This is a genomic window from Mitsuaria chitosanitabida ATCC BAA-476 = NBRC 102408, from assembly GCF_001598255.1.
Taxonomy (GTDB): domain Bacteria; phylum Pseudomonadota; class Gammaproteobacteria; order Burkholderiales; family Burkholderiaceae_C; genus Roseateles; species Roseateles chitosanitabidus.
The window spans coordinates 42805-67927 of sequence record NZ_BCYP01000038.1 but is presented as its reverse complement, the minus strand read 5'-3'; the positions used below and the strand labels follow the sequence as shown (position 1 = coordinate 67927).

22 protein-coding genes and 1 pseudogene are annotated in these 25123 nt (G+C 69.6%); 15 read left to right on the top strand and 8 right to left on the bottom strand.

The window, feature by feature from the left end:
- The first annotated feature begins 92 nt into the window (after positions 1–92).
- Entirely contained in the window at positions 93–905 is an 813-nt protein-coding gene (locus tag MCHT01_RS22880; RefSeq protein WP_067069251.1) for an enoyl-CoA hydratase-related protein, read from the top strand.
- Positions 906–1017: 112 nt separating this feature from the next.
- Complete coding sequence (locus MCHT01_RS22875) at positions 1018–2541, top strand: 3-hydroxyacyl-CoA dehydrogenase (RefSeq protein WP_067069248.1); 1524 nt, start codon at positions 1018–1020, stop codon at positions 2539–2541.
- Positions 2542–2599: 58 nt separating this feature from the next.
- Here the strand turns inward: MCHT01_RS22875 and MCHT01_RS22870 are convergent, their stop codons facing one another.
- Both MCHT01_RS22870 and pcaF read right to left on the bottom strand, forming a co-directional pair.
- Entirely contained in the window at positions 2600–3403 is an 804-nt protein-coding gene (locus MCHT01_RS22870; protein ID WP_067069323.1) for an IclR family transcriptional regulator domain-containing protein, read from the bottom strand.
- 764 nt (positions 3404–4167) lie between these two features.
- Positions 4168–5367, bottom strand: coding sequence for a 3-oxoadipyl-CoA thiolase (gene pcaF, locus MCHT01_RS22865; RefSeq protein WP_067069246.1), 1200 nt, complete (start codon positions 5365–5367; stop codon positions 4168–4170).
- A 201-nt stretch (positions 5368–5568) separates the two neighbouring features.
- On the opposite strand from pcaF, the gene MCHT01_RS22860 reads away from it, so the two are divergent.
- The 6 genes from MCHT01_RS22860 to MCHT01_RS22835 all read left to right on the top strand — a co-directional run bounded on the left by MCHT01_RS22860 (position 5569) and on the right by MCHT01_RS22835 (position 12623).
- A complete protein-coding gene (locus MCHT01_RS22860; protein WP_067069244.1) occupies positions 5569–6861 on the top strand; it encodes an HD-GYP domain-containing protein in 1293 nt (430 codons plus the stop codon).
- On the top strand, positions 6858–9035 hold the full coding sequence (locus MCHT01_RS22855; protein ID WP_245643568.1) for a putative bifunctional diguanylate cyclase/phosphodiesterase: 2178 nt from the start codon (positions 6858–6860) through the stop codon (positions 9033–9035). The genes MCHT01_RS22860 and MCHT01_RS22855 overlap by 4 nt, the downstream gene beginning before the upstream one ends.
- A 135-nt stretch (positions 9036–9170) precedes the next feature.
- A complete protein-coding gene (locus MCHT01_RS22850; protein ID WP_245643567.1) occupies positions 9171–9524 on the top strand; it encodes a DUF1840 domain-containing protein in 354 nt (117 codons plus the stop codon).
- Between the two features lie 24 nt (positions 9525–9548).
- A complete protein-coding gene (locus tag MCHT01_RS22845; RefSeq protein ID WP_084453254.1) occupies positions 9549–10292 on the top strand; it encodes a histidine phosphatase family protein in 744 nt (247 codons plus the stop codon).
- Positions 10293–10446: 154 nt separating this feature from the next.
- Entirely contained in the window at positions 10447–11532 is a 1086-nt protein-coding gene (locus tag MCHT01_RS22840; protein ID WP_067069241.1) for a sterol desaturase family protein, read from the top strand.
- Between the two features lie 137 nt (positions 11533–11669).
- Positions 11670–12623, top strand: coding sequence for a porin (locus MCHT01_RS22835; RefSeq protein WP_067069238.1), 954 nt, complete (start codon positions 11670–11672; stop codon positions 12621–12623).
- A gap of 140 nt (positions 12624–12763) precedes the next feature.
- Here the strand turns inward: MCHT01_RS22835 and ruvB are convergent, their stop codons facing one another.
- The 4 genes from ruvB to MCHT01_RS22815 all read right to left on the bottom strand — a co-directional run bounded on the left by ruvB (position 12764) and on the right by MCHT01_RS22815 (position 16862).
- The gene (ruvB, locus tag MCHT01_RS22830) at positions 12764–13825 is read right to left on the bottom strand and encodes a Holliday junction branch migration DNA helicase RuvB (protein ID WP_067069236.1); all 1062 of its coding nucleotides are present in this window, start codon (positions 13823–13825) and stop codon (positions 12764–12766) included.
- 31 nt (positions 13826–13856) lie between these two features.
- Positions 13857–14426, bottom strand: coding sequence for a Holliday junction branch migration protein RuvA (gene ruvA / locus MCHT01_RS22825; RefSeq protein ID WP_067069233.1), 570 nt, complete (start codon positions 14424–14426; stop codon positions 13857–13859).
- Positions 14427–14524: 98 nt separating this feature from the next.
- Complete coding sequence (locus MCHT01_RS22820) at positions 14525–15178, bottom strand: response regulator (protein WP_067069232.1); 654 nt, start codon at positions 15176–15178, stop codon at positions 14525–14527.
- Positions 15179–15395: 217 nt separating this feature from the next.
- Positions 15396–16862, bottom strand: a complete 1467-nt coding sequence (locus tag MCHT01_RS22815; protein ID WP_067069228.1) for an ATP-binding protein — start codon at positions 16860–16862, stop codon at positions 15396–15398.
- A 128-nt stretch (positions 16863–16990) separates the two neighbouring features.
- On the opposite strand from MCHT01_RS22815, the pseudogene MCHT01_RS22810 reads away from it, so the two are divergent.
- Positions 16991–17965, top strand: a pseudogene (locus MCHT01_RS22810) (PhoH family protein); the annotation flags it as partial.
- A 380-nt stretch (positions 17966–18345) separates the two neighbouring features.
- Complete coding sequence (gene ybeY / locus MCHT01_RS22805) at positions 18346–18867, top strand: rRNA maturation RNase YbeY (RefSeq protein ID WP_084453252.1); 522 nt, start codon at positions 18346–18348, stop codon at positions 18865–18867.
- Positions 18868–18913: 46 nt separating this feature from the next.
- Here ybeY and MCHT01_RS22800 read toward each other — a convergent pair whose 3' ends face one another.
- Both MCHT01_RS22800 and hemB read right to left on the bottom strand, forming a co-directional pair.
- Positions 18914–20008 (bottom strand): magnesium transporter CorA family protein, encoded by a 1095-nt coding sequence (locus tag MCHT01_RS22800; protein WP_067069225.1) that lies wholly within the window; start codon positions 20006–20008, stop codon positions 18914–18916.
- A 44-nt stretch (positions 20009–20052) separates the two neighbouring features.
- Positions 20053–21060, bottom strand: coding sequence for a porphobilinogen synthase (gene hemB / locus MCHT01_RS22795; protein ID WP_067069224.1), 1008 nt, complete (start codon positions 21058–21060; stop codon positions 20053–20055).
- A 221-nt stretch (positions 21061–21281) separates the two neighbouring features.
- Between hemB and MCHT01_RS22790 the strand changes: the two genes are divergently transcribed.
- The 5 genes from MCHT01_RS22790 to MCHT01_RS22770 are packed head-to-tail and all read left to right on the top strand — an operon-like array spanning position 21282 to position 25120.
- Positions 21282–21710, top strand: a complete 429-nt coding sequence (locus MCHT01_RS22790) for a CopD family protein (protein ID WP_067069221.1) — start codon at positions 21282–21284, stop codon at positions 21708–21710.
- 7 nt (positions 21711–21717) lie between these two features.
- A complete protein-coding gene (locus MCHT01_RS22785; RefSeq protein ID WP_084453251.1) occupies positions 21718–22962 on the top strand; it encodes a VanZ family protein in 1245 nt (414 codons plus the stop codon).
- Entirely contained in the window at positions 22959–23291 is a 333-nt protein-coding gene (locus tag MCHT01_RS22780) for a (2Fe-2S) ferredoxin domain-containing protein (RefSeq protein WP_067069218.1), read from the top strand. Before MCHT01_RS22785 ends, MCHT01_RS22780 begins: the two co-directional genes overlap by 4 nt.
- 13 nt (positions 23292–23304) lie before the next feature.
- A complete protein-coding gene (locus MCHT01_RS22775; protein WP_067069216.1) occupies positions 23305–23940 on the top strand; it encodes an alpha/beta hydrolase in 636 nt (211 codons plus the stop codon).
- Positions 23941–23953: 13 nt separating this feature from the next.
- Complete coding sequence (locus MCHT01_RS22770; RefSeq protein WP_067069213.1) at positions 23954–25120, top strand: D-alanyl-D-alanine carboxypeptidase family protein; 1167 nt, start codon at positions 23954–23956, stop codon at positions 25118–25120.
- The last annotated feature ends 3 nt before the right edge of the window (positions 25121–25123 follow it).

Genomic DNA, 25123 nt, shown 5'->3' with positions numbered 1-25123 from the left:
GGTGGCGGCCTCCGCCCGGCGCGGCGTAAGCCCATTCTTCGACCGACCGGTCGGGCTGCGATACTCCGCCGATCACTACGGAGAGTGGCAACGTGGAGACCCTGCAGATTGCGACCGATGCGCGCGGCGTGGCGCGCGTGACGATGAACCGGCCCGCCGTGTTCAATGCCTTCGATGAAGCCATGATCGCGGACCTGGATGCCGCCTTCGAGCGCCTGGGCCGGGACGACGCGGTGCGCGTCATCGTGCTGGACGGGGCGGGCAAGGCCTTCAGCGCCGGCGCCGACCTCCAGTGGATGAAGCGCGCCTCCGAGGCGACGCAGGACTGGAACGTCGCGGACGCGCGCCGCTTCGCCGGCATGCTGGATCGCATCGCGCGGTGCCCCAAGCCGACGATCGCCCAGGTGCACGGCGTGGCGCTGGGCGGCGGGGTCGGCCTGACCCTGGCCTGCGACATCGCCGTCGCCGCGGCTGGCGCGCAGTTCGCCGTCAGCGAGGCGCGCTTCGGCATCCTGCCCTCGGTGATCGGCCCCTATGTCGTGAACGCCGTCGGCCCGCGCGAGGCGCGCCGGCTCGCGCTCACCGCCAGCCGCATCCCGGCCGCCGAGGCGCTGCGCATCGGCATGATCCATGAGATCGTCCAGAGCGACGACGCGGGCGGCATCGAGGGGGCCGTCGAGCGCTGGATCGCCGAGCTGCTGATGAACGGCCCCAACGCGCAGGCGGAGATCAAGGCGCTGATGGCGCAGCTCGAGGTCGGACCGATCACGGGCGAGGTCCGCGAGCTCACCGCCCAGACCATCGCCCGCGTGCGCATGGGCGCCGAGGCCAGGGAGGGCTTCGCGGCCTTCCTCGGCAAGCGGCCCGCGGCCTGGGTGCCAGGCCAGGACGGCGGCGCGGACTGAGCGCGCCCTGCCCGGGCAGACCGGGCAGGACCGGAGGTCCGGAAGGAAGGCGACGGACACGCGGCCCCTCAGGGGCACGACAGCAATTCAGAACGACGACTCGGAGACAGCAATGACGGAAACGACGGGATCCTGGCGTGTCGCGAGCGCCCCGGCCGCGCAAGCGCCGGTGGCCGTGATCGGCGCGGGCGTGATGGGCGCGGGCATCGCGCAGGTGGCGGCGCAGGCCGGCCATCCGGTGCAGCTGATGGACCTGCGCGAGGGCGCCGCCGCGGCGGCCATCGCGCAGATCGGCAAGGCCCTCGACGGCCTGGTGACCAAGGGCCGCCTGGAGGCGGCCGAGCGCGAGGCCGTCATGGGTCGGCTCTCGCCCGCCGGCGCGGTGGCGGATCTCCGGGACGCGGCGTTGGTGATCGAGGTGATCGTCGAGAAGCTCGAGCCCAAGCAGGCCTTGCTGCGGGAGCTCGACGCGCTGCTGCCGGCCGATGCGCTGATCGCCTCCAACACCTCGTCGATCAGCATCACCGCGCTGGCCAACGGGATGACCACACCGCGTCGCCTGGTCGGCATGCACTTCTTCAATCCGGTGCCGCTGATGAAGCTGGTCGAGGTCGTCTGGGGCGCGGAGACCGACGCCTCCGCCGCCCAGGCGATCGAGCAGATCTCACGCCGCTGGGGCAAGGCGCCGGTGCACGCGAAGTCCACGCCGGGCTTCATCGTGAATCGGATCGCGCGCCCGTACTACGCGGAGACGCTGCAGCTGCTGCAGGAACAGGCCGGCAGCCCGGCGCTGCTGGACCGCGCGCTGCGCGGCGCGGGCTTCCGCATGGGGCCCTGCGAGCTGATGGACCTCATCGGCCACGACACCAACTACCTGGTCACGCAGTCGGTCTTCGAGGCCAACTACGGGGACAAGCGCTATCAGCCCTCGCTGGTGCAGAAGGCGCTGGTCGATGGCGGGCGCTTCGGCCGCAAGGTCGGCAAGGGCTTCTATGAAGGCACGCCCGCGGCGGCGCAGGCCGTGGCGGCGGTCGATGGCGAGGTCGGCGCGGTGACGCTGGCCGGCCGTGGCGCGCTGGTCGATCGGCTCGGCGGCTGGATGGCGACGCGCGGTGTCGCGTTCACGCGCGACGAGGCGACGGATTGGAACGGCGTCGCGATCGAGGGCGTGGAACTGCATTTCACGCGCGGCCGCTGCGCGGCGCAGCTCGCGCATGAGCGCGGTCAGCCAGGACTCGCGGTGATCGACTGGCCGATCGCGCCCGACCGCCTCGATGGGCTGGCCGTCGCCTTCGGACCGCGTGTCGAGCCGGAGCAGCGAGCCCACGCCGAGCGCCTGCTCCTCCGCCTGGGATGGGAGCCGCTGGTCCTGCGCGATGTGCCAGGTCTTGCCGTCGCCCGCACCGTGGCGATGCTCGTCAACGAAGGCGCCGACGCGGTCTGGCAAGGCGTCTGCGATGAGGCCGGCGCTGACACGGCCATGAAGCTGGGCGTCAACTACCCGGCCGGTCCCTTCGAATGGCTTGCGCTGCTCGGCGCGCCGGTCGTGGTCGACGCGCTGGACGGCCTCTTCGCCGCCTATCGCAGCGAGCGCTATCGCATCAGCCCCTTGCTCCTCCAGCGCGTCTGGGCCTGAGTCCGGCGCATGAAAAAAGCGACCCGCGGGTCGCTTTTCTTCTGGGGCTCGGCGGGCCTCAGAGCAGCATGCGCAGGTGGGCTTGCGCCTGCAGCAGCGGGGGCAGGCAGTGCTCGACCATCTGCTCGATGCTCATGCGGGTGGCGTGCACGCTGATGGCCATCGCGGCGACGGTGTCACCCTTGTAGTTCTTCAGCGGGACGGCGACGGTGCGCAGGCCTTGCTCCAGCTCCTGGTCGATCAGGGCGTAACCCTGGGCGCGGGCACGGGCGATCTCGATGCGCAGGCGCTCGGGATGCGTGATCGTGTGCGGGGTCAGGGCGGTCAGCTCCTGGCGGGCGATGAAGGCGTCCACCTCGGCTTGCGGTTGCGCGGCCAGCAGCACGCGGCCGTTGCCGGTGCAGTACGCGGGAACGCGGGTGCCCGGTTGCAGGGTCGGGGAGACCACGCGGCCCGCGCTGGTCGCGGAGATGCAGATCACGTCGTTCCCGTCCAGCACGCCGGCCGACGAGGCTTCCTTCATCGCGTACGCCAGCTTGTGCAGCTCGGGTTCGATGATGCGGGGCAGACGGGCGGAGTGCATGTAGCTCTGACCCAGGCGCAGCACCTTGGGGGTCAGGGCAAACATCTTGCGGTCCTGCGAGACGAAGCCCAGGTGGGTCAGCGTCAGCAGGTAGCGGCGCGCGGCGGCGCGGGTCAGACCCGTGCGGCCGGCGACTTCGCTGATGGTCAGGCGGGGGCGCTCTTGATCGAAGGCTTCGATCACGGCCAGGCCCTTTTCCAGACCGGCGACCAGATCGCGCTTCAGCGGACCGGTGCGAACTTCGGCTTCGGAGGTGGCGGGGGAGGAGGCGACCGTCATCGCGGTCAATTCGTCATCGTGGGCTCGAGCAGCGGACATGGCAGACAAAACGTGCGTTTGACGCCCAAATCTGCTGGGCGTAAGCAGGTGATGTCCAGAACTATAGGGACAACCCGGTGAAGAATCTTTGCCAAGGCAATCGTTTTGGCTGCAATTCGCACCACGATGCACCAAGATGGTGAACGTTGCGCGCAGAACGCCCCACGGCCCGGTGTCAGGCGGTGTGATCGTGCGTTCGGCGGGAAAAAAGTGCGTGAAACCGCAATCGGCTCTTCGCTAAGGCAGGGCGTCAATAGTCAGACATCATGCTTGTCAGCGCATCCACCGACATAAATGAGCGGTATGCGCCATCAAACGCGGCCAGTATGCCAGGGGCTGTGCGATTGGCGCCTACGTGGTCCTACGTCCGCCCATGACTATTTTTCAATCGCCCCCAACTTTTGGATATGGGTCGATTGCCGCTTTTTTGCACCTGAATGGTGCGAGTGCTGTGCGGAAATCCGCCCAGCCTGGATGTCGCCAGGGCTGGCAAGCGTTGAAAAGTCTGACTATTGGTGAAACGCGGGAATAGTTGGCGTTTTTAGCGAATCTGGCAGCTCTAGCGAGATCGTCTGACACCGAATTGCTAGCGCCGGATCGACGGCGGAACAGGGGCTGGCCGCGACACGCGGCCCGACGCAGCCGGTCGCCCGACCAAGGACAAAGGCGCCGGGCCGCGGATCGCGGCGCCGGCGCCTGGGGCGAGGAGCGGGGAGGGCGTCGCGTCAGACGCGCTCGACGACCACCGCGATGCCTTGGCCCACGCCGATGCACATGGTGCACAGCGCGTAGCGGCCGCCGCTGCGATGCAGCTGGTTGATCGCGGTGGTGACCAGCCGGGCGCCGCTGGCGCCGAGCGGGTGACCCAGCGCGATCGCGCCACCGTTCGGGTTGACGCGCGGATCGTCGTCGCGCAGCCCCAGGTCGCGCAGCACGGCCAGGCCTTGCGCGGCGAAGGCTTCGTTCAGCTCGATCACGTCCATCTGGTCCAGCGTCAGGCCGACCTGGGCCAGCACCTTGCGCGCGGCCGGGGCCGGGCCGATGCCCATGATGCGCGGGGCCACGCCGGCGGTGGCCATGCCCAGCACGCGGGCGCGCGGGGTCAGGCCGTGCCGGGACAGGGCGGCCTCGCCGGCCATCAGCAGGGCGCAGCTGCCGTCGTTCACGCCCGAGGCGTTGCCCGCGGTCACGCTGCCGTCCGGACGGACCACGCCCTTGAGCTTGGCCAGCGCCTCGATGGAGGTCTCGCGCGGATGCTCGTCCTGGCGCACGACGACGGGATCGCCCTTCTTCTGGGGAATGGTGACAGGGCAGATCTCGGCGTCGAAGAAGCCGCTGCGCTGGGCCGCCAGGGCCTTCACCTGGCTGGCCAGGGCCATGCGGTCCTGGGCCTCGCGCTCGATGCCGAAGTCGACGGCGACGTTCTCGGCCGTCTCCGGCATCGCGTCCACGCCGTACTGCGCCTTCATCTTCGGGTTGATGAAACGCCAGCCGATGGTGGTGTCGTAGATCGCGTTGCTGCGGGAGAAGGCGCTCTCCGCCTTGGGCATGACGAAGGGCGCGCGGCTCATGCTCTCGACGCCGCCGGCGATCAGCAGCTGGGCCTCGCCCGCGCGGATCGCCCGGGCCGCCGTGCCCACGGCGTCCATGCCGGAGCCGCACAGGCGGTTCAGCGTCACGCCCGGCACGTCCAGGGGCAGGCCGGCCAACAGGGCCGACATGCGCGCGACGTTGCGGTTGTCCTCGCCCGCCTGGTTGGCGCAGCCGTAGAAGACGTCCTCCAGCGCGGCCCAGTCGACCGACGGATTGCGGGCCATCAGGGCCTGGATGGGGATCGCGCCCAGATCGTCCGCGCGCACCGACGACAGGGCACCGCCGTAACGACCGAAAGGCGTGCGCTGGGCGTCGCAAATAAAGGCATGCATTCAATGTCTCCAGAATCTTTATGAGAATGCGGGGTTCGAGGGATCATAGAGGTCCCCTGGAAAAACCTGTGACAAGTTGCACGCTTGCTTCGCGAACATGCAGCCTGCCGTCCAGGTGACTCGGTTTTCGCTTAAGTTGCGCCCCTCGCCAGCCGATGGTGCTGACGAGGACGCCTCAACCCAAGGCGCGGAACTACAAGAATGAAGGACAGATCGGCCGATCCGCTAATTGATGTGAGCCAGCTCAAAGTTGGGATGTTCATTCATCTCGACCTGGGCTGGATGTCACATCCGTTTCCTTTGAGCAGCTTCAAGCTGAGCTCGGAGGAACAGCTGCTGATCCTGCGCCGGCTGGGCCTGAAACAGGTGCGCTGGAGTCCGGGCAAGAGCGATCTGCCGCTGGACGCCACCCCCATGCCCCCGCCCGCCACGGCGCCCGCGGCCACCACGGCCGAGCCGCAGGCCGAGGACGAGGCCCGGGAGCGCCACCGCCGTCTGCTGGCCGAGCAGCGCGAGGCGCTGCTGCTGTGCGAGCGCCAGTACGCCGAAGCCGCCACTGCGCTGCGCGAGGTCATGGACCTGGTGCCGCGCGAGCCCACCGACGCCCGTGACCGCTCGGCCGCGCTGTCCCGCGCGCTGCTGGACAAGATGCTGGTCGACGGCGACATCAACATCCGCCTGCTCAACGAGGGCGCCGGCGAGCGCGCCACCGCCCACGCGCTGAACGTGGCCGTGGTCGCGATGCTGCTGGGCCGGGCCTTCGGCCTGGGCCGCGACGAGATGCTGGACCTGGGCCAGGGCGCCCTGCTGCACGACATCGGCAAGATGGAGCTGACGCCCCGCTTCCGACATCGCGACGACGGTTTCACCGCCGCCGAGGTCGCCGCCTATCAGCAGCACGTCGCCAAGGGGGTGGTGCTGGGCCAGAAGATGGGGGTGGGCGCCGGGCCGCTGCTGATCATCGCGCAGCACCACGAGCACGCCGACGGCAGCGGGTTCCCGCAGCGCCTGAACGCGGACCGCATGAGCATCGGCTCGCGCATCGTGGCCCTGGTGAACCGCTTCGACGGGCTGTGCAATCCGCTGCTCAGCTCCAAGGCGATGACGCCCCACGAGGCGCTGTCGCTGATGTTCGCGCAAGGTCGCAGCCGCTTCGACGCGACCATGCTCAACGCCTTCATCCGGATGATGGGCGTGTATCCCCCCGGCTCCGCCGTGCAGCTGACCGACGACCGCTATGCGCTGGTCGTGGCGGTCAACTCCTCGCGGCCGCTCAAGCCCAAGGTGATGGTCCATGACCCGAAGGTGCCGCGCGACGAGGCGCTGGTGCTCAACTTGGAAGAGCTGCCCGACCTGGGCATCCGCCGCAGCGTCAAGCCGCAGCAGCTGCCGCGCGCGTCGCTGGACTACCTGAGCCCGCGCAGCCGCATCGCCTACTTCTTCGAATCCGCCGGCCCGACACCGCCGAGTCCGCCCGGGGAGATGGCCGCGTGAACGCGCCGACCCGCCAGCCCGCCGCGCCCGTCGCGGCGCTCAACACCGCCATCCTGCCGCTGATCGACGGCCTGCAGGAGGCCGTGTGGCTGGTGGACGCGCGCACGCATTGCGTGGTCGCGGTGAACACCGCCTCGCAGCAGCTGCTGGGCCTGCCCTCGCGCGACCTGGTCGGCGCCAGCGTCGAGTCGCTGGCCTCCACGCCGGAGGACGCGCTGTTCTGGATGGACGCCGCCATCGGACGTCGCGAGAGCCTGCACACCGACACGATGATGCGTCACGCCGACGGCCGCATGCTGTGGGTGTCGCGCCGCATCAGCCATGTGGCGCAGGCCCAGGGCGACGGTCTGTGGCTGATCGCCATGCGCGACCAGACCCAGCAGCGCCATCACGACGAGGAGCGCGAGACGCTGCTCGCCGAACTGCGCGCCACGCTGGAATCGACCGCCGACGGCATCCTGGTCACCGACCTGGCCGGCCGCATCCGCAGCTTCAACCAGCGACTCGCGTCGATGTGGGGCATCCCCGAGGATCTGCTCAACGATCGCAACGACGAGGCCGTGCAGGCCTGGATGCGGCGCAGCGTCGTCGACGGCGCCGCTTACGCGATGCGCCTGGGCGCGATCCAGGAATCGCCCCTGCTGCACACCAGCGACAACCTCAAGCTGATCGACGGCCGCGTGCTGGAGCGCGTGTCGCTGCCGCAGTGGAGCCGTGGCCGTCCGATCGGCCGGGTCTATTCGTTCCGCGACCTGAGCGAGAAGCTCGCCGCGCATCAGCGCATCGAGGAGCTGTCCCACAACGACATGCTCACGGGGCTGCCCAACCGGCGCGCGCTGATGGAGCGCGTCGACTACGCGCAGGCCATGGCGCGCCGCGAGACCACGCCCTTCGCGCTGCTCAACGTCGACCTGGACCGCTTCAAGCAGATCAACGACACGCTGGGCCATTCCTACGGCGACCGCGTGCTCAAGGAAGTCGCGCTGCGCCTGAAGGAATCGCTGCGCGAGGTCGACACCGTCGCCCGCCTGGACGGCGACGAGTTCGCGCTGCTCATCCATCAGGCCGACGCCCGCGGCGCCGAGCATGCGGCGCGGCGCGTGCAGGAGGCGATGTCGCGTCCCTTCTGCTTCGACACGCTGAGCTTCACCGTCACCTGCAGCATCGGCATCGCGCTGTTCCCCGGCGACGGCGCCAGCGCCGAGGAGCTGCTGGCCAGCGCCGAGCGCGCGATGCACTGGGTCAAGGAAAGCGGCCGCAGCGCCTTCCGTTTCCACCAGCCGCGCAAGGACGTGGACCTGCTGTCGCGCATGCGGCTGGACCACGCGATGCGTCAGGCGCTGCAGGAACACGAGTTCCGCCTGCACTTCCAGCCGCAGCTGTCGGTCGAGACCGGCGAGCTGGTCGGCGCCGAGGCGCTGATCCGCTGGCGCGACCCGCTGCGCGGCGACGTGCCGCCGTCGGAATTCATCCCCGTGGCGGAGGAGAGCGGCTTCATCGTCGCCATCGGCCAATGGGTGCTGCAGCAGTCGGTGGCGCAGGCCGCCGCCTGGCTCCAGCAGGGCCTGCGGGTGCCGGTGGCAGTGAACGTCTCCGCGCTGCAGTTCCAGCAGACGAAGTTCGTCGAGCAGGTCGCGCAGGCGCTGCGCGCCTACGACCTGCCGCCCTCGCTGCTGGAGCTGGAGCTGACCGAGTCCGTGCTGCTGCGCGACGCCGAGGAGGCGCTCCATCGCATGGAAGCGCTGTCGGAGTTGGGGGTGCTGATGGCGATCGATGACTTCGGCACCGGCTATTCCAGCCTCGGCTACCTGAAGCGCTTCCCGATCCAGCGACTCAAGATCGACCGCAGTTTCGTGAAGGGGCTGCCCGGCGACGCCAGCGACGCCGGCATCGTCAACGCGATCATCCAGATGGGCCGCGCGCTCAATCTGAAGGTCATCGCCGAGGGGGTCGAGACCGAGGCCCAGCGCGAGTTCCTCGAGCGCTGCGGCTGCCACGAGTTCCAGGGCTTCCTCTGCGCGCCGGCGCTGGAGACGCGCGCCTTCGAGGAGCGCGCCACCCAGATCGCCGCGCAGGCCGAGGCCGGCAAGGCCGCGCGTGCCGCCCAGGCCGCGCAGTCGCCGCGCGGCGCGCGCGCGTCGGTGCACCTGCTGCGCGGCGGCACCAACGGCTGAGCGCCGATCGGTCGTGGCCCGGCGTGAACGGGCGCGCCGCCGCCGATGCGGCCGAGTCGTCGGCCCTCGCCGTCGACTCTCGCCCCTCGGGAGTCCTCTCCACTGCATCGCGCGAGCCGGCGGCACAATGCGCGCTTGGCCGCAGTCGACGGCCGGGAGACCCGCGTGCTGTACAAGTTCAAGTCGAAGGCCGGCGCCGATGTGATCATGTTGGCCGCCCACGGCGACCAGGCGCTCCAAGCGCTGGGCCGCAGTCCGTCCGCCCAGGGCATCTTCCAGGCCGGCGACCTGCCGGCGCTGATCGCGCGCGGCGACGCCGCGATCGCTGACGAGCAGTCGGCCCACGAGCGCGCCGTCAAGGACGCCGAGGCCGAAGGCCGCAAGCCGCCGCCGCAACCCGAGGTGATGCTGCGCCAGCGCCTGTGGCCGCTGCTGGAGTTGATGCGCGCCGCCCAGGCCGCCGGCACCGACGTGGCCTGGGGCGTCTGAATGACGGCCAGCCCGACGACCCCGATGTCCGCCAGCCCTGCCAGCCTCGCGCCCGCGGATGACGCCGGGCGCGCCGCGATCGGCGCCGCCACCGACCCCACGCTGATCCTGGCGATCCGCCATGGCGAGACCGCCTGGAATCGCGAGGGCCGGCTTCAAGGCCACCTGAATCTGCCGTTGAACGCCTTGGGCGAGCGCCAGGCCGAGCGCCTCGGCGCCGCGCTCGCCGACCAGCCCATCGACGCGATCTACTCGAGCGACCTGGATCGCGCCGCGGTCACCGCGCGCCATCTGGCGGCGCCGCACGGCCTCGAGGTGCGGCTCGATCAGCGGCTGCGCGAACGCGCCTTCGGCATCCATGAGGGCAAGCTCTGGACCGAGATCGAGGCCGAATCTCCCGAGGACGCGCTGCGCTGGCGCCGTCGCGATCCGAGCTTCGGGCCGCCCGGCGGCGAGAGCCTGGATCAGCTGTCCGCGCGCGTCGTCGCCGTGGTGTCGGAGCTGGCCGCCGCCCACGCGGGCCAGACGATCGCGGTCGTGGCGCATGGCGGCGTGCTGGATGCGCTCTATCGCGCCGCGACCCGCATCGACCTGCAGGCGCCGCGCAGCTGGGTGCTGGGCAATGCGAGCGTCAACCGCCTGCTGTATTCGCCGCAGGGCTTCACGCTGGTGGGCTGGAACGACGACCAGCATCTGCACGGCCTGACGCTGGACGATCCGGGCGTGCCGGGCTTCATGCCTTCCGCGTCGCAGACCGCGAAGGCCTGAGGGCCGCGACGCCCTGACGTCCACCCGCCTCCAGCGGGACCGACAAGGGCGCGAGCCCGCTCCCGTTCCCCGAGGAGGGGCGGGCGAGGCGCGTGGCGCGGACGACCGACGAGCTGAATGGAGGCGCCGCATCGAGCGCCCCTGGAGGAGACCCATGACCGACGCACAGATCATCGTGCTGGCGACGCCGGTGTTCTTCGCCCTGATCGGGCTGGAGTACTGGATCGGCGTGCGCCGAGGCCGCGACACCTATCGACTCAACGACGCGGTCAGCAGCATCGCCCTGGGCATGCTCAGTCAGGTGGTGGGCGTGCTGACCAAGCTGTTCACGCTGGGCATCTACACCTGGGTCTTCGAGCGGGCCGCGCTGATGCGGCTGGACGCCGGCGCCTGGTGGGTCTGGCTGACCGGGCTGCTGCTCTACGACTTCCTCTACTACTGGCATCACCGCCTCGGCCACACGACCGCGCTGCTGTGGGCGGCGCACGCGGTGCACCATCAGAGCGAGGACTACAACCTGTCCACCGCGCTGCGCCAGACCGGCAGCGGCTGGCTGGTCGGGTGGATCTTCTACCTCCCGATGGCCATCCTCGGCTTCCCGCCGTTGGTCTTCGCGGTGGTGGCGCTGGTCGACCTGCTCTACCAGTTCTGGGTCCACACCCAGCAGGTCGGGCGGCTGGGCTGGTTCGACCGCTGGTTCTGCTCGCCGTCCAACCACCGCGTGCATCACGCCGTCAACGACCCCTATCTCGACCGCAACTACGGCGGGATCCTCGTGATCTGGGACCGGATGTTCGGTTCGTTCCAGGAGGAGCTCGAGCGCGAGCCCTGCGTCTACGGCACGCGTGACGCGCTCGCCAGCTGGGATCCGTGGACCGCCAACGTGCAGGTCTATGCCAAGCTGCTGCGCAAGGCCCGCCGGACGCCGCGCTGGCGCGACAAGCTGCGGTTGTGGTGGGAGCCGGCCCACTGGGAGCCCGGCGTCGGCGCCCGCATAGCGCCCGGCTACGACCCGCGGGCCCGGCCGCTATTCGACCCGCCGGTCCCGTCCTCGCACCGGATCGCCGCGGCGGCGCTCTTCGTGGCGCTGCTGGGCGGGGTCGCGCTGTTCCTCTGGAACGCGCACCGGCTCGGGCCCATGGCCCAGCTGGGCGTGCTCGCCGGGCTGCTCGCCGGCCAGGCGCTGACCGCGCGCCTGCTCACTCCAAGTCCCTCGTCGTCCACCCGGGGACACCCCTAACGGGGAACTGTTGCGATTTCGCGTCGGGCGTCATGGGGGCGTGCATCGCACTTCTATACTCCGCACACCCTGCAGTACACCCAACGCCCGAAGCGCCAGATTTACCTGGCCGAAACCTCCAACACACGAAGGTGGACATGAAAAAGATTGCCATTGCAGCTGCCATCGCGGCGCTCTCCGCTCCCGTTTTCGCCCAGAGCTCGGTCACGCTGTGGGGCCGACTGAACACCTCGGTCGAGAGCATCAAGACCGGCAACGGCGACCGCGTCGCCTCCGTGATCAACAACAACTCGCGTCTGGGCTTCAAGGGCACCGAAGACCTGGGCGGCGGTCTGAAGGCCAGCTTCGCGCTGGAACACGGCCTGAACTCCGACGACGGCAAGCAGACCAACCCCGCGTTCTGGAACCGTGAAGCCAGCGTGCAGATCGGCAGCAACGACTTCGGCGCGATCCGTCTGGGCCGCTGGACCCCGGGCTCGTACTACGCCACCGCCGACTACGTGTCGATGCACAACCACGACACCGGCACCTCGGAAGACAAGCTGTACTCCGGCGCCGGCTTCACGCAGACCAACAAGGTCGGCTACTTCACCCCCAACATCAACGGCTTCAACGGTGAGTTCACCGTGCACGCCGGCGAGGGCGTGGATCCCCGTGGCTACGACGTCGCGCTGAACTACGACCAGGGCCCGATGCACCTGGGCGCCGGCTACAGCAAGCAAGGCCCGGCCAAGCAGTACGCGATCCGCGGCCTGTACGAACTGGGCGCCTTCACCTTCGGCGGCTACGCGCAGCGCGAAGAAGCGGGCAACGCGCCCGCAGGCGTGAAGGACGCGCGCTGGATCGGCCGTGCCGCCGTGATGTACACGCTGGGCCAGTCGGAATTCCACCTGAACGTCGGCGGCACCAAGGCCGGCGCCTACTCGTTCAACGGTGGTCGCAACGGCGGCAAGCAGTACACGCTGGCCTACAACTACAACCTGAGCAAGCGCACCAAGGTCTACGCCTTCTACACGGCGGTCGATGCGACCACGGCCAACAAGCGCGACGACCTGAACTCCTTCGCTCTGGGCGTTCGCCACAACTTCTGATCCTCCGGATCAGGAACGACAAAGGCGCTCTTCGGAGCGCCTTTTTCTTTGGCCTGTCGCGTTCATGGGCGGCGCCACCGCGGCCGACGGTGAAGGCATCGATGGGCGGGCCCGCATGGCCCGCTCGCTGAGACCCCAGCCTATTCGTCGAACAACTGCCCCGCCTGCTTGGGCGGGGCGACGCCCAGGTGCCGGTACGCGGCCAGCGTCGCGATGCGTCCCCGCGGCGTGCGCTGCAGGAAGCCTTGCTGGATCAGGTAGGGCTCGATCACGTCCTCGATGGTGCCGGGCTCCTCGCCGATGGCGGCCGCCACGTTGTCCAGCCCGACCGGGCCGCCGTCGAAGCGGTGCACCACCGCCTCCAGCAGCTTGCGGTCCATCAGGTCGAAGCCCAGCGGATCGACGTCCAGCATGGCCAGGGCCTTCTCCGCGATCGTGCGGGTGATGGTGCCGTCGGCCTTCACCTCGGCGTAGTCGCGCACCCGGCGCAGCAGCCGGTTGGCGATCCGCGGCGTGCCGCGCGAGCGCCGCGCCACTTCCAGCGCGCCGGCCGGCTCGATGGCCGCGCCCAGCAGCTGGGCCGAGCGCGTCACGATGCGCTGCAGCTCCTCCGAGGTGTAGAACTCCAGCCGCGCCACGATGCCGAAGCGATCGCGCAGCGGGTTGGTCAGCATGCCGGCCCGCGTGGTCGCGCCGACCAGGGTGAAAGGCTGCAGGTCCAGCTTGATCGAGCGCGCCGCCGGGCCCTCGCCGATCATGATGTCGATCTGGTAGTCCTCGAGCGCCGGATACAGGATTTCCTCGACGACGGGCGAGAGCCGGTGGATCTCGTCGATGAAGAGCACGTCGTTGCGCTCGAGGTTGGTGAGGATGGCGGCCAGGTCCTTGGGCTTCTCCAGTACCGGTCCGCTGGTCTGGCGCAGATTGACGCCCAGTTCGGCGGCGACGATGTGGCTCAGCGTGGTCTTGCCCAGGCCGGGCGGGCCGAAGAGCAGCACGTGATCGAGCGCCTCGCCGCGCTTCTTCGCGGCACCGATGAAGATCTCCAGCTGCTCGCGCGCCTTCGCCTGGCCGACGTACTCGTCGAGCAGCTTGGGCCGCAACGCGCGTTCGATCGCGTCCTCGTTGGGCGAGGCCGGCTGCGCGCTGATCAGCCGTGCCTGCTGCGGGCGCGGGGTGAAGTCGTCGGTCTGGATGCTCATGGCGAGGGATTGTGCGGCGGCGCGCGGCGGGTCACGACAGGTGCTTCATCGCGAGCTTGATGCCCTCGCTGACACCGACATCCGGCGGCAGGGACTTGAGCGCGGTGCCCGCTTCCTTCTCGCTGTAGCCCAGGGCGACCAGCGCCTGCAGGATGTCGGCCTGCGCGTCGTTGGCCACCGAGACCGGCAGCGCCAGATCCGGGCTGAGCTTGCCCTTGAGCTCCAGCAGCAGACGCTCCGCGGTCTTCTTGCCGATGCCGGGCACCTTCACCAGGCGGCCGGCTTCCTGCTTCGCGACGGTCTGTGCCAGGTCGCCCACCGACATGCCCGACAGCAGGGACAGCGCCATCTTCGGGCCGACGCCGCTGATCTTGATCAGCAGGCGGAAGGTGTTGCGTTCCTCGGCGGTGAGGAAGCCGAAGAGGACGTGGGCGTCCTCGCGGATGCTCAGGTGGGTCAGCAGCGAGGTCTTCTCACCGAGGCCCGGCAGGTTGAAGAAGGTGCTCATGGGGACGTCGACTTCGTAGCCGACGCCTTGCACGTCGATGAGGACCTGCGGGGGCGATTTTTCCGCGATGACGCCGCTGAGCTTGCCGATCATGGGCGCGGATTATCCGCGTTCGGCGAGGCGTCGAGCGGATTTTGCTGGATGTTTGTCCAGTATTTTCCCGGGTCCGCGCGCGGGCGGACCGGGCTGCCTCAGTTCCGGCCGAACAGGCCCAGGCGTTGCGCTTCGAGCGCGGCCTCGGCGCGCGAGCTCACGTTGAGCTTGCGGTAGATCTGCTTGACGTAGTCGGCGATGGTGTGGCGCGACAGGCCCAGCTGCACGCCAATCTCCGGCAGCGTGAAGCCCTTGGCCACGCGCAGCAGGACCTCGGTCTCGCGGTCGGTCAGCGAGACCTCGTGCAGCACCTGCGCCGCCTGCGGGCGACGCTGCGAGGTGAAGTAGGCGATGACCTTGCGGGCGATCGACGGAGACAGCGGCGGCTCGCCCTGGCTGATGCGCTGAAGCTGCTCGACGAGCAGTTCGCGCGACTGTTCCTTGAGCAGGTAGCCGAAGGCGCCGGCCTGCAGCGCGGGGAAGAGGTGCTCGTCGTCGTCGTGGATGGTGACGATGACGGATTGGACTTCGGGTTGCTTCTCGCGCAGCGCTGAGATCACGTCCACGCCGGAGCCGTCGGGCAGACCCAGGTCCAGCAGCGCCAGCGTGAAGCGCTGCGAGTTGACCTGCTGCAGCGCGTCCTGCACGCGCGAGCACTCGGTGACGACCGCGTTGGCGAAGACCTGTTTCACCAGGACCTTGAGCCAGGCGCGGATTTCGGGAATGTCTTCGAGCAGCAGGATGTGGTTCATGGCGCGGGATTCTTGCTCAGGAAAGCGACAGCCACAGGAAAGCTGGCGGGTGTTTGCAACGGTACGGCTTTCCGGGCGGGCTGACCATCCCGATCAACGCCCGAGTGTGGCGCGCCCGGCAATGGATCACGCCCCGGGCCATTTCCCGCCGGCGCGGGCGGCGCCCGGCCGCCGCGATCGGCGATGGGCGCGGGCTTGCCGCGCCGGTGGTCGCGGATCAGAGCGGGATGGTCAGGCGGATCACCGTGCCCCAGCCGGGGCCGGACTCGACCAGGCACTGGCCGTGCATCTGCTTGGCGCGCGCCTTCATGCTGGCCATGCCATGTCCCTTGTCCAGGCGACCCTCGAGCTCCAGCGGGATGCCCTGGCCGTTGTCCTGGATCACCACCGAGAAGTAGCCGTCCTGCGCCGAGCAGCTGATCACGCAGTGCGTCGCGCCCGAGTGCTTGATGATGTTGCTGACCGACTCCCGCAGGATGCGGGTGGTCTGGACGTAGGCGCGGGCGGGGAAGGTGTGCTCGATGTCCTCGGCCGGGGACTTCCATTCGGCCAGGATGTTGGCCTGGGCCAGCCGCGACACCACCTCGGCGCGCCAGTCGCCCAGCGCGTCCAGCAGCACCACCGGCTTGCCGGTCAGCCCGCGCACGGACAGGCGCATCTCCTCCAGCGCCTCGCGGGCCAGGGTGGAGATGCGGTCCGATTCGCTGGTGTGGACGATGGTGAGCAGCTTGGCGCCCAGGTCGTCGTGCAGGTCGGCGGCGATGCGCTTGCGCTCGCGCTCGGTGACCTGCTCGAGCTTGGCCTCGGCGACCTGGTCGAAGTGGCGCTCCAGCTCGGCGATGCGCTCCTGCAGGCGGAGCTCGCCTTGCAGCACGGCCAGCTCGGATTGCGTCAGCGCCCGGGCGAAGTCGCGCACGCGGTGCAGCCCCATCCCGATCAGCGCCAGCGGGCCCAGGACGCTCGCCAATCCGCTGCCCGGCAGCAGCCAGGCCGCCAGCACGGCCAGCGCGCCCAGGCCGATCAGGCCGCAGCTCAGGGCGAAGTCGGCGCGCGGATAGCGCTCCTCGAGCGTGGGCAGGAACATGTCCTGCCAGAGATGCCAGACATGCCAGGCCATCGCGATCAGCAGTTGCGCACCCAGCCACCACAGGGCGAAGGCGGCGATCTGCGCGCTCGGGACGGGCAGCAGCAGCGCGATCGGGAAGAGCACCGCCTGCGCCAGCAGCGCGCGGTGCAGGCGGCGGTCGCGCCGGCGCAGCCGTCGCATCAGGTAATGGACGCCGCACCACAGCAGCCAGGGCGCGAGCACGACGGCGATGGCCGCCGGCCAGGGGGTCAGCCGGGCCAGGCCGACCATGAGCACCCAGCCCGGCATCAGTGCCAGCAACCAGGCGATGTGCCGTTGCGCGCGGCGTTGCCAGATCAGCAGACCCAGCACGAATGCCATCAGCACCAGCGCCGATTGCAGGCCGTAGCCCAGTTGCGAGGCGACCAGGGCCCAGCGGTTCGGCGAGCCGGGGGGAGCGTCGGCGGCCGCCTGCGCCAGGCAGGTCGGCGCGATCAGCGCGAGCGTCGCGGCGATGCCGCAGGCCAGCGCGACGGCGTTGCTGCCGCCGCGCGCCGCGCGGGGCGCGAGCACCGATCCGTCGATCGTGCTGGTCGGGCCCGCCTCCCGCGGGTCCATCCCTGGAGTCCCTTGTTGTTCTGTGGTCCGCTGCATGGGGGGCGATTGTGCAGTGACGACCAGCGCGCGGCGCGTCCGCGCGCGACAATACCGCCCTCAACCCCCCTGAATACGGAGCCCGTGCCGCCTTGAACCTGCGCCACGCTTTCACCCCCGCCGACAACCGCCGCCTGTCCCATCTGTGCGGCCCGTTGGACGAGCATCTCCGCCAGATCGAGGCGGCCCTGTCGGTGCGCATCACCCATCGCGCCGAGCACTTCAACATCGAGGGCGAGCGCGCCGCGGCCCAGCGGACGCTGGTCCTGCTGGAGGCGATGTACGCGCGCGCCGATCGCGCCATCCCGGGCGAGAGCCTGCGGCTGGCCATCGTCGAGGCGGCCAACGACGTGGCCGCGCCGATGCGCGCCGGCGGCGCGCCGGGTGATGTCGACGCCGAGGGCCACGTCGTGCTGCGCACGCGCCGCGCCGACCTGGCCGGCCGCACGCCCAACCAGCACGAGTACCTGCGCCGCATCCTGTCGCACGACATCAGCTTCGGCATCGGGCCGGCCGGTACGGGCAAGACCTTCCTGGCGGTGGCCTGCGCGGTGGATGCGCTGGAGCGCTCGTCGGTGCAGCGCATCATCCTGACGCGTCCGGCCGTGGAGGCCGGCGAGCGCCTGGGCTTCCTGCCCGGCGACCTGACGCAGAAGGTCGACCCCTATCTGCGCCCGCTGTACGACGCGCTCTACGACCTGCTCGGCTTCGACCGCGTGACCAAGGCCTTCGAGAAGGGCCAGCTGGAGATCGCGCCGCTGGCCTTCATGCGCGGCCGGACGCTGAATCACGCCTTCGTCATCCTGGACGAGGCGCAGAACACGACGCCCGAGCAGATGAAGATGTTCCTCACCCGCATCGGCTTCGGCAGCAAGTGCGTGGTGACCGGCGACACCAGCCAGATCGACCTGCCGCGCGGCATGGCCAGCGGACTGGTCGATGCGGAGCAGGTGCTGGACGGCGTCGATGGCATCGCGATCACGCGCTTCACGCGTGCGGACGTGGTGCGGCATCCGCTGGTGGCGCGCATCGTCCAGGCCTACGAGACCCGCGCGGAAGCGCAGGCCGAGGAGGAGGCCCGCGAGCAGCAGGAACGCGAGGCCCGCTTCTCCGAGGAGCGCGAGGAGCGCCGGCTGCGCGCGCTGGTGCTGCGCGAGCAGGCCCTGCGTTTCGACGAACGGCCGATCGCCCCGGCGGCGCCGATCGCAAGAGCTGTCGCGAAGCCCGCGGCGAAGAAGCCCGCCGTGAAAGGGGCTGTCGTGAAGAAGACGGCATCGAAGACCGTCGCCAAGCCGAGCCCGAAGCCGGTGGCCACGAAGCCCGCGACGGCGAAGAAGCCGATCGCGAAAGCGCCGACCGCCAAGAAGGTGCCCGCGAAGAAGGCGGCGGCGAAGGCCGTCGCCAAGCCCGCGGCGCGCAAGCCCGCCACCCGGAAGGGAGCCGCACGATGAGCCGTCCCGAACTGAGCCTCTCGCTGCAATTCGCGGATCCTCGCCACAAGGCGGAGCTCCCGCGTCACAAGGTCATCCGCTGGATGCGCGCCGCGCTGGAGCTGCCCGGCGAGATGACCGTGCGCATCGTCGACGCGGAGGAGGGGCGGTCGCTCAACAACGAGTACCGCGCCAAGGACTACGCGACCAACGTGCTGACCTTCGACTATGCGCATGAGCCGGTGGTCGCCGCGGATCTGGTGATCTGTGCCGAGGTCGTCGAGCGCGAAGCCAAGGAGATGGGCCTGGACCTGGCCGCGCATTACGCGCACATGCTGGTCCACGGCACCTTGCACGCGCAGGGCTACGACCACGAGGAAGACGACGAGGCCGAGTTCATGGAGGCGCGCGAGACCGAGATCATGCTCGAACTGGGCTTCGCCGATCCGTATGCGAAGGCAACGACAAAGGCGAAGGCGAAGGCCACGCCTGTCGCCAAGAAATCCGTCGCCAAGAAGGCCTCGGCCAGGAAGCGCTGACGGCGATCGGGCCCGGACGGTCAAGCGCGCCGCTCGGCGCGCTTTTTCATTGCTGCGTGCCGAGGTAGCGCTTGCGCCAGAAGAAGGCGCCCAGCGCGATCGCCAGCACCAGCATCAGGCCCGCGGCGATCCAGAAACCGGTGGCCCGGTGGATCAGCGGCAGGGTGTCGAAGTTCATGCCGAAGATGCCGGTGATCAGGTTCAACGGCAGGAAGATGGCGGTCAGCACCGTCAGCGTCCGCATGATGTTGTTGGTGCGCTCGCCCGTCAGCGAGAAGTGCATCTGCACCGAGGTCTCCGCCGAGGTCTCCAGCCGCCGCACATGCGACAGCACCCGCTCCACGTGCTCGAGCACGTCCCGAGAGCGGACCCGCAAGAGCTCGCGCTCGCGCTCCGCATGGGCGTCGCCGACCGGCCATTCGCCCAGCGCGTCGATCCATTCCTGTACCGCGCTGCGCTGGTCCTCGCAGAGGTCCTCCAGGCGCGAGAGCGTGTCCCGCGCCAGCAGCACCACCGTCCAGTCGCGGAAATGCCCGCGCCGATCCAGCAGCAGGTTCTGCAGCGCGGTCAGCTGACGCGTCAGCAGGCGCCGCAGGTCCAGGTAGCTGTCCACCATGTGGTTGACCATCCGCAGCATCAGCTCCGCCGGACTGGTGGGCAGCCGCGTGGAGCCGCGCAGATCGCGGCCCTCCTGCTGCGCGCCCAGCTTGCTGGCGAAGTAGTCGCGCAGCGCGCATTCGCCGGGATGCACCGTGATCAGCACGCGGTCGAAGACGGCGAAGCCGACCGGGCTGGTGTCGATGGACTTGAGGGCCTCCTCGACCGCGGCGGGGCGGTGGGGCTCCTCGTCGGCCATGGTGTGCTGACTGCCGGCCATCGTCGCCAGCCGGCGGAAGACCATGAGGTCATACCAGCTGGTGTAGTCGAAGTGCGAGGGCAGCTGCTGGTTCATCAGGTCGGACACATGCAGGTCCAGCAGCTGCGCGCCGGTCCAGCGCTGCAGCCGCTGCTGCAAAGTCGCGAGCTGCAGCTCGAATTCCCGCCGCGGCAGGCCGATCCAGAGGAAGCCCTCGGCGGGGAGCGCCTCGGGCAGGGTCGCGAGTTCTTCGTAGAGGCTGTCGCCGAGATGGAAGATGCGCATGCGTCCGGAAGGGCAGGGGGCGTGCCGCGGGGCGAGCGCCCCGGTCAGGCGCCGGCCTTGATCAGGCGGGCGGCGTCCATCGCGAAGTAGGTCAGGATGCCGTCGGCGCCGGCGCGCTTGAACGCGAGCAGCGCTTCCATCATCACCGCGTCGTGGTCCAGCCAGCCGTTGGCGGCGGCGGCCTTGATCATGGCGTACTCGCCGCTGACCTGGTAGGCGAAGGTGGGGACGCGGAACTCGTCCTTCACGCGGCGCACGATGTCCAGGTAAGGCATGCCGGGCTTGACCATCACCATGTCGGCGCCCTCGGCCAGGTCCAGGCCGACCTCGCGCAGGGCCTCGTCGGTGTTGCCCGGGTCCATCTGGTAGGTCTTCTTGTCGGCCTTGCCCAGATTCGTGCGCGAGCCCACGGCGTCGCGGAACGGGCCGTAGAAGGCGCTGGCGTACTTGGCGCTGTACGCCATGATCCGCGTGTGGATGTGGCTGTCGGCCTCGAGCGCCTCGCGGATCGCGCCGATGCGGCCGTCCATCATGTCGCTGGGGGCGACGATGTCCACGCCCGCCTGGGCCTGGACCAGCGCCTGCGCCTTGAGCAGCTCGACGGTACGGTCGTTCAGGATGTAGCCCTGCTCGTCGAGCACCCCGTCCTGGCCGTGGCTGGTGTACGGGTCCAGCGCGACGTCGGTCAGCACGCCCAGGCCGGGGACGCGCTCCTTGAGCGCGCGCACCACGCGCGGGATCAGGCCGTCGGGGTTCGTCGCCTCGATGCCGTCGGGCGTCTTCAGCGCCGGGTCGATCGCCGGGAACAGCGCCAGCACCGGGATGCCCAGCTCGACGCATTCCTCGGCCACCGGGATCAGCTTGTCCAGGCTCAGGCGCGAGACGCCGGGCATGGAGGCGATCGGTTCGACGCGGTTCTCGCCCTCGTGGACGAAGACGGGGTAGATGAGGTCGTTGGCGTGGAGGCGGTGTTCGCGGACCAGCGCGCGGGTGAAGGCGTCACGGCGCAGACGGCGCGGACGGCTCAGGGGATGGGGGGCAGGCAGTTGCATGGGTTTCGAGAAATACCACCGGGATGGGGGGGCGCTACGTGGAAGGACGTAGATTCCGAAATTCGGCAGATCTGTTAAAGTCGCTCCTGAATGATAGCCGCTCGGTTGTCATTCCCTGCTTTTCCTCCCTGAGCAGGAGCCTTAACGTGATGACAGCGATAAGGCTTTCCAACCCCGGCTGTGAAGCCGGGGTTTTTTTTCGCGCCGTCCATAATGCCGCGATGCTCTGGATCAAAGCGCTACACATCATCTTCGTCGCCGCGTGGTTCGCCGGCCTCTTCTACCTTCCCCGCATCTTCGTCAATCTGGCGATGGTCCCGCAGGACAGCCACGCCGAGCGCGAGCGCCTCTTGCTCATGGGCCTGAAGCTCTACCGCTTCAGCTCGATGCTCATGGTGCTGGCGCTGCTCTTCGGGCTGACGCTGTGGCTGTACTACGGCATCGGCCGCGGCCCGGGCAACGGCTGGATGCATGCCAAGCTGGCCCTGGTGGTGCTGGTGATCGGCTACCACCACATGTGCCGCGCGATGCTGCGCCGCTTCGAGCTCATGGCCAATCGCCGCAGCCACAAGTGGTACCGCGTGTTCAACGAGGTCTCGGTGCTGCTGTTCGCGGCCATCGTGATCCTGGTGGTCGTCAAGCCGATCTGACGACACGATGAGCCGGCGCAGCTCCGCCACCTGGCTGGCCTTGTGCTACGCCGTGCTGGTCGTCTACGCCAGCCTCTACCCCTTCTGGCCCTGGCGGCTCCCTCCGAGCCTGCCCTGGCCCGGCGTGGTCGGCCTGCCCTGGCCGCGCTACTGGGGCAAGTTCGACATCTGGATCAACGTCGTCGGCTACTGGCCGCTGGGGCTGCTGTGCTTCGCGGCGGTGATCCGCAGCGGCGGCGGGCTCTGGCGCGCGCTGGTGCTGGCGGTGGTCGGGCTGCCGCTGCTGTCGTTCTCGATGGAGACGCTGCAGTACTTCCTGCCCGGCCGCGTGCCTTCGCTGGCGGACTTCCTGCTCAACAGCGGCGGGGCCTGGGCCGGCGCGCTGTGCGGCTGGGCGCTGTACCGCTTCGGCGGCCTGGAGCGCTGGGATGGCTGGCGCGAGCGCTGGTTCGTGCCGCACAGCGCGGGCGCGCTGGCCTTGCTGGCGCTGTGGCCGATCGGGCTGCTCTATCCGGCGCCGCTGCCGCTGGGACTGGGGCAGCTCTTCCCGCGGCTGCGCGAATGGGCCGAGCTGCTGCTCGCTGACACCCCGTGGGAACTGGTCCCCCGCGACCTGCCCGACGACCTCCCCCTGCCGCCCGGCCTCGAGGCCATCGCCATCGCGATGGGCCTGCTGGCGCCCTGCCTGCTGGCGCTGTCGGTCGCGCGACCCGGGCGTCGCCGGATCCTGCTGGTGCTGGGCGCCTTGCTGCTGGGCATCCTGTCGACGGCCTGGTCCACGCTGCTGAACTTCGGCCCCGATCACGCCTGGGCCTGGCTGACGCCGACGACCACGCCGGGCCTGGCCATCGGCGGGGTGCTGGCGTTGCTGGCCGCCCTGATGTCACGCCGCGCGAGCGCCGCCTGGGGCTTAGTCGTGCTGACCGCGCTGATCGCCCTGGTGGCCGAGGCGCCCTCGGATCCCTACCTCACCGAGAGCCTGCAGTTCTGGGAGCAGGGGCGCTTCGTCAACATGTACGGGCTGGCGCAGTGGGTGGGCTGGGTGTGGCCCTTCGCCGCGCTGGCCTGGCTGCTCTACGGCGTGACGCAGAGCGATCCCCCACCGACGCCGCCGACGTCCCCACCGACCTCCCCGCCCGCGACGCCGACGTCATCGCCGCCTCAAGCTGCGGCTTCGCCTTCGCCCGTCGATCGTGAAGAAGCGCACGATCCGGCGCTTGGTGGAAACCCTGAAACTACAATCGCCCGATGAGCTCCCCCAGCTACTACCAACGCCACATCTTCTTCTGCCTGAACCAGCGCGAGAACGAGAACGCCTGCGCCCAGCACGGTGCGCAGGAGGCCTTCGACCACTGCAAGCAGCGCGTCAAGGCCGAGAAGCTCGCCGGCAAGGGCGGCGTGCGGGTCAACAAGGCGGGCTGCCTGGACCGTTGCGCCGGGGGCCCGGTCGCGGTCGTGTATCCCGAGGCGGTCTGGTACTCCTTCGTGGACAAGGCCGACATCGACGAGATCGTCGAGAGCCATCTGAAGAACGGCCAGGTCGTCGAGCGCCTGGTGCTGGACGACTCGATCGGTCGCTGAGGAAGGGCGCGTCATGAATGCACAGACCCAGCGCCGGCTGATCGCCGGTCCGGCCGGCGCGATCGAATGCGCCGTCGACGAGCCCGCGGTCGACGCCGGCCCGCTGCGCGGCGTGGTGGTGATCTGCCACCCCAATCCCACGCAGGGCGGCACGATGGACAACAAGGTGGTGCAGACCATCGCGCGCGCCTTCGTCCATCTGGGCTACCGCGCGGTGCGCTTCAACTTCCGCGGCATCGGCCAGTCGGAGGGCGGCTGGGACGAGGGCCGCGGCGAGGTCGACGACGCCTCGGCCGTGATCGCCGAGTTCCGCGATCCGGCGCAGCCGCTGGCGTTGGCGGGCTTCTCCTTCGGCGGCTTCGTCGCGTCGCAGGCGGCGCTCCAGCTGGCGCAGCCGGCTGAGCGCCTGCTGCTGGTGGGCCCGGCCGCGAGCCGCTTCGGCGTGGCCACCGTGCCCGCCGATACCGTCGTGATCCACGGCGAACAGGACGATGTGGTGCCGCTGCAGGCGGTGCTGGACTGGGCGCGCCCGCAGGCGCTGCCGGTCATCGTGGTGCCCGGTGTCGGGCATTTCTTCCATGGGCAGTTGCCGCTGCTCAAGAACCTGGTGTTGCGCAGCTGGCATCCCGCCGGCGTCGCGCGCATCTGAGGACTTCCTCCGAATGAAACGATTCCTTGCTTCCCTGGCCCTCGGCGTGGGTCTGTCCGGCTTCCTGATGAACGGCGCCTCGGCGCAGGCGCTGACGCCGCCCGAGATCGCGGCCCGCAACTACGTCCTGCTGGACCTGACCACGCACCAGACCCTGGCCGAGCGCGACGCCGACGTCCCGCAGGATCCGGCCTCGCTGACCAAGCTGATGACGGCCTACATCGTGTTCGACGCGATCAAGGCCAAGCGCCTGACGCTGGACCAGACGGTGACCGTGTCCAAGCGCGCCTGGGACGAGCGCAAGGGCGATCCGTCGCTGATGTTCATCGACACCACGATGACGCCCAAGGTCGACGAGCTGATCCGCGGCATGATCATCCAGTCGGGCAACGACGCCTCCGTCGCGCTGGCCGAGGCCGTCGGCGGTACCGTCGAGCAGTTCGTCTCCATGATGAACAAGCAGGCGCAGGCCTGGGGCCTGAAGAACACCTCGTTCACCAACGTCACCGGCATCACCGCTCCGGGTCACAAGACCTCGGCGCGCGACATCGCCGTGGTCTTCGCCCACGTGATCCAGGACCATCCGCAGTACTACGCCGAGTACTACTCCAAGCGCGAGTACACCTTCAACAAGATCCGCCAGTTCAACCGCAACATGCTGCTGGGCCGCGACCCGTCGGTGGACGGCGGCAAGACCGGCTACACCGATGCCGCGGGCTACTGCCTGGCGGTGAGCGCGCAGCGCGAGGTGCCCAACGGCAAGCGCCGTCTGCTGAGCGTGGTGATGGGCACGGCCTCCAAGGAAGCCCGCGCGACCGAGAGCCAGAAGCTGCTGAACTGGGGCTACGCCGCCTTTGATGCGGTGCGCCTGTTCGAGAAGAACCAGCCCATCACGACCGTCAAGGTGTGGAAGGGCGCGAGCCCCGAGGCCAAGCTGGGCGCGGCCGACGCCGTGTTCGTGGCCGTGCCGCGCGGCGAGGGCGGCAAGCTCAAGACCGACATCCAGCGCACCGATCCGCTGGTCGCTCCGCTGGCGCTGAACCAGCGCGTGGGCACGCTGAAGGTGACCACGGCCTCGGGCGCGCCCGTGGCCGAGGTGCCGCTGGTGGTGCTGCAGGAAGTCCCGCTGGCCGGCATCTTCGGCCGCGCCTGGGACGCGATCCGTCTGTGGATCAAGTGAGCC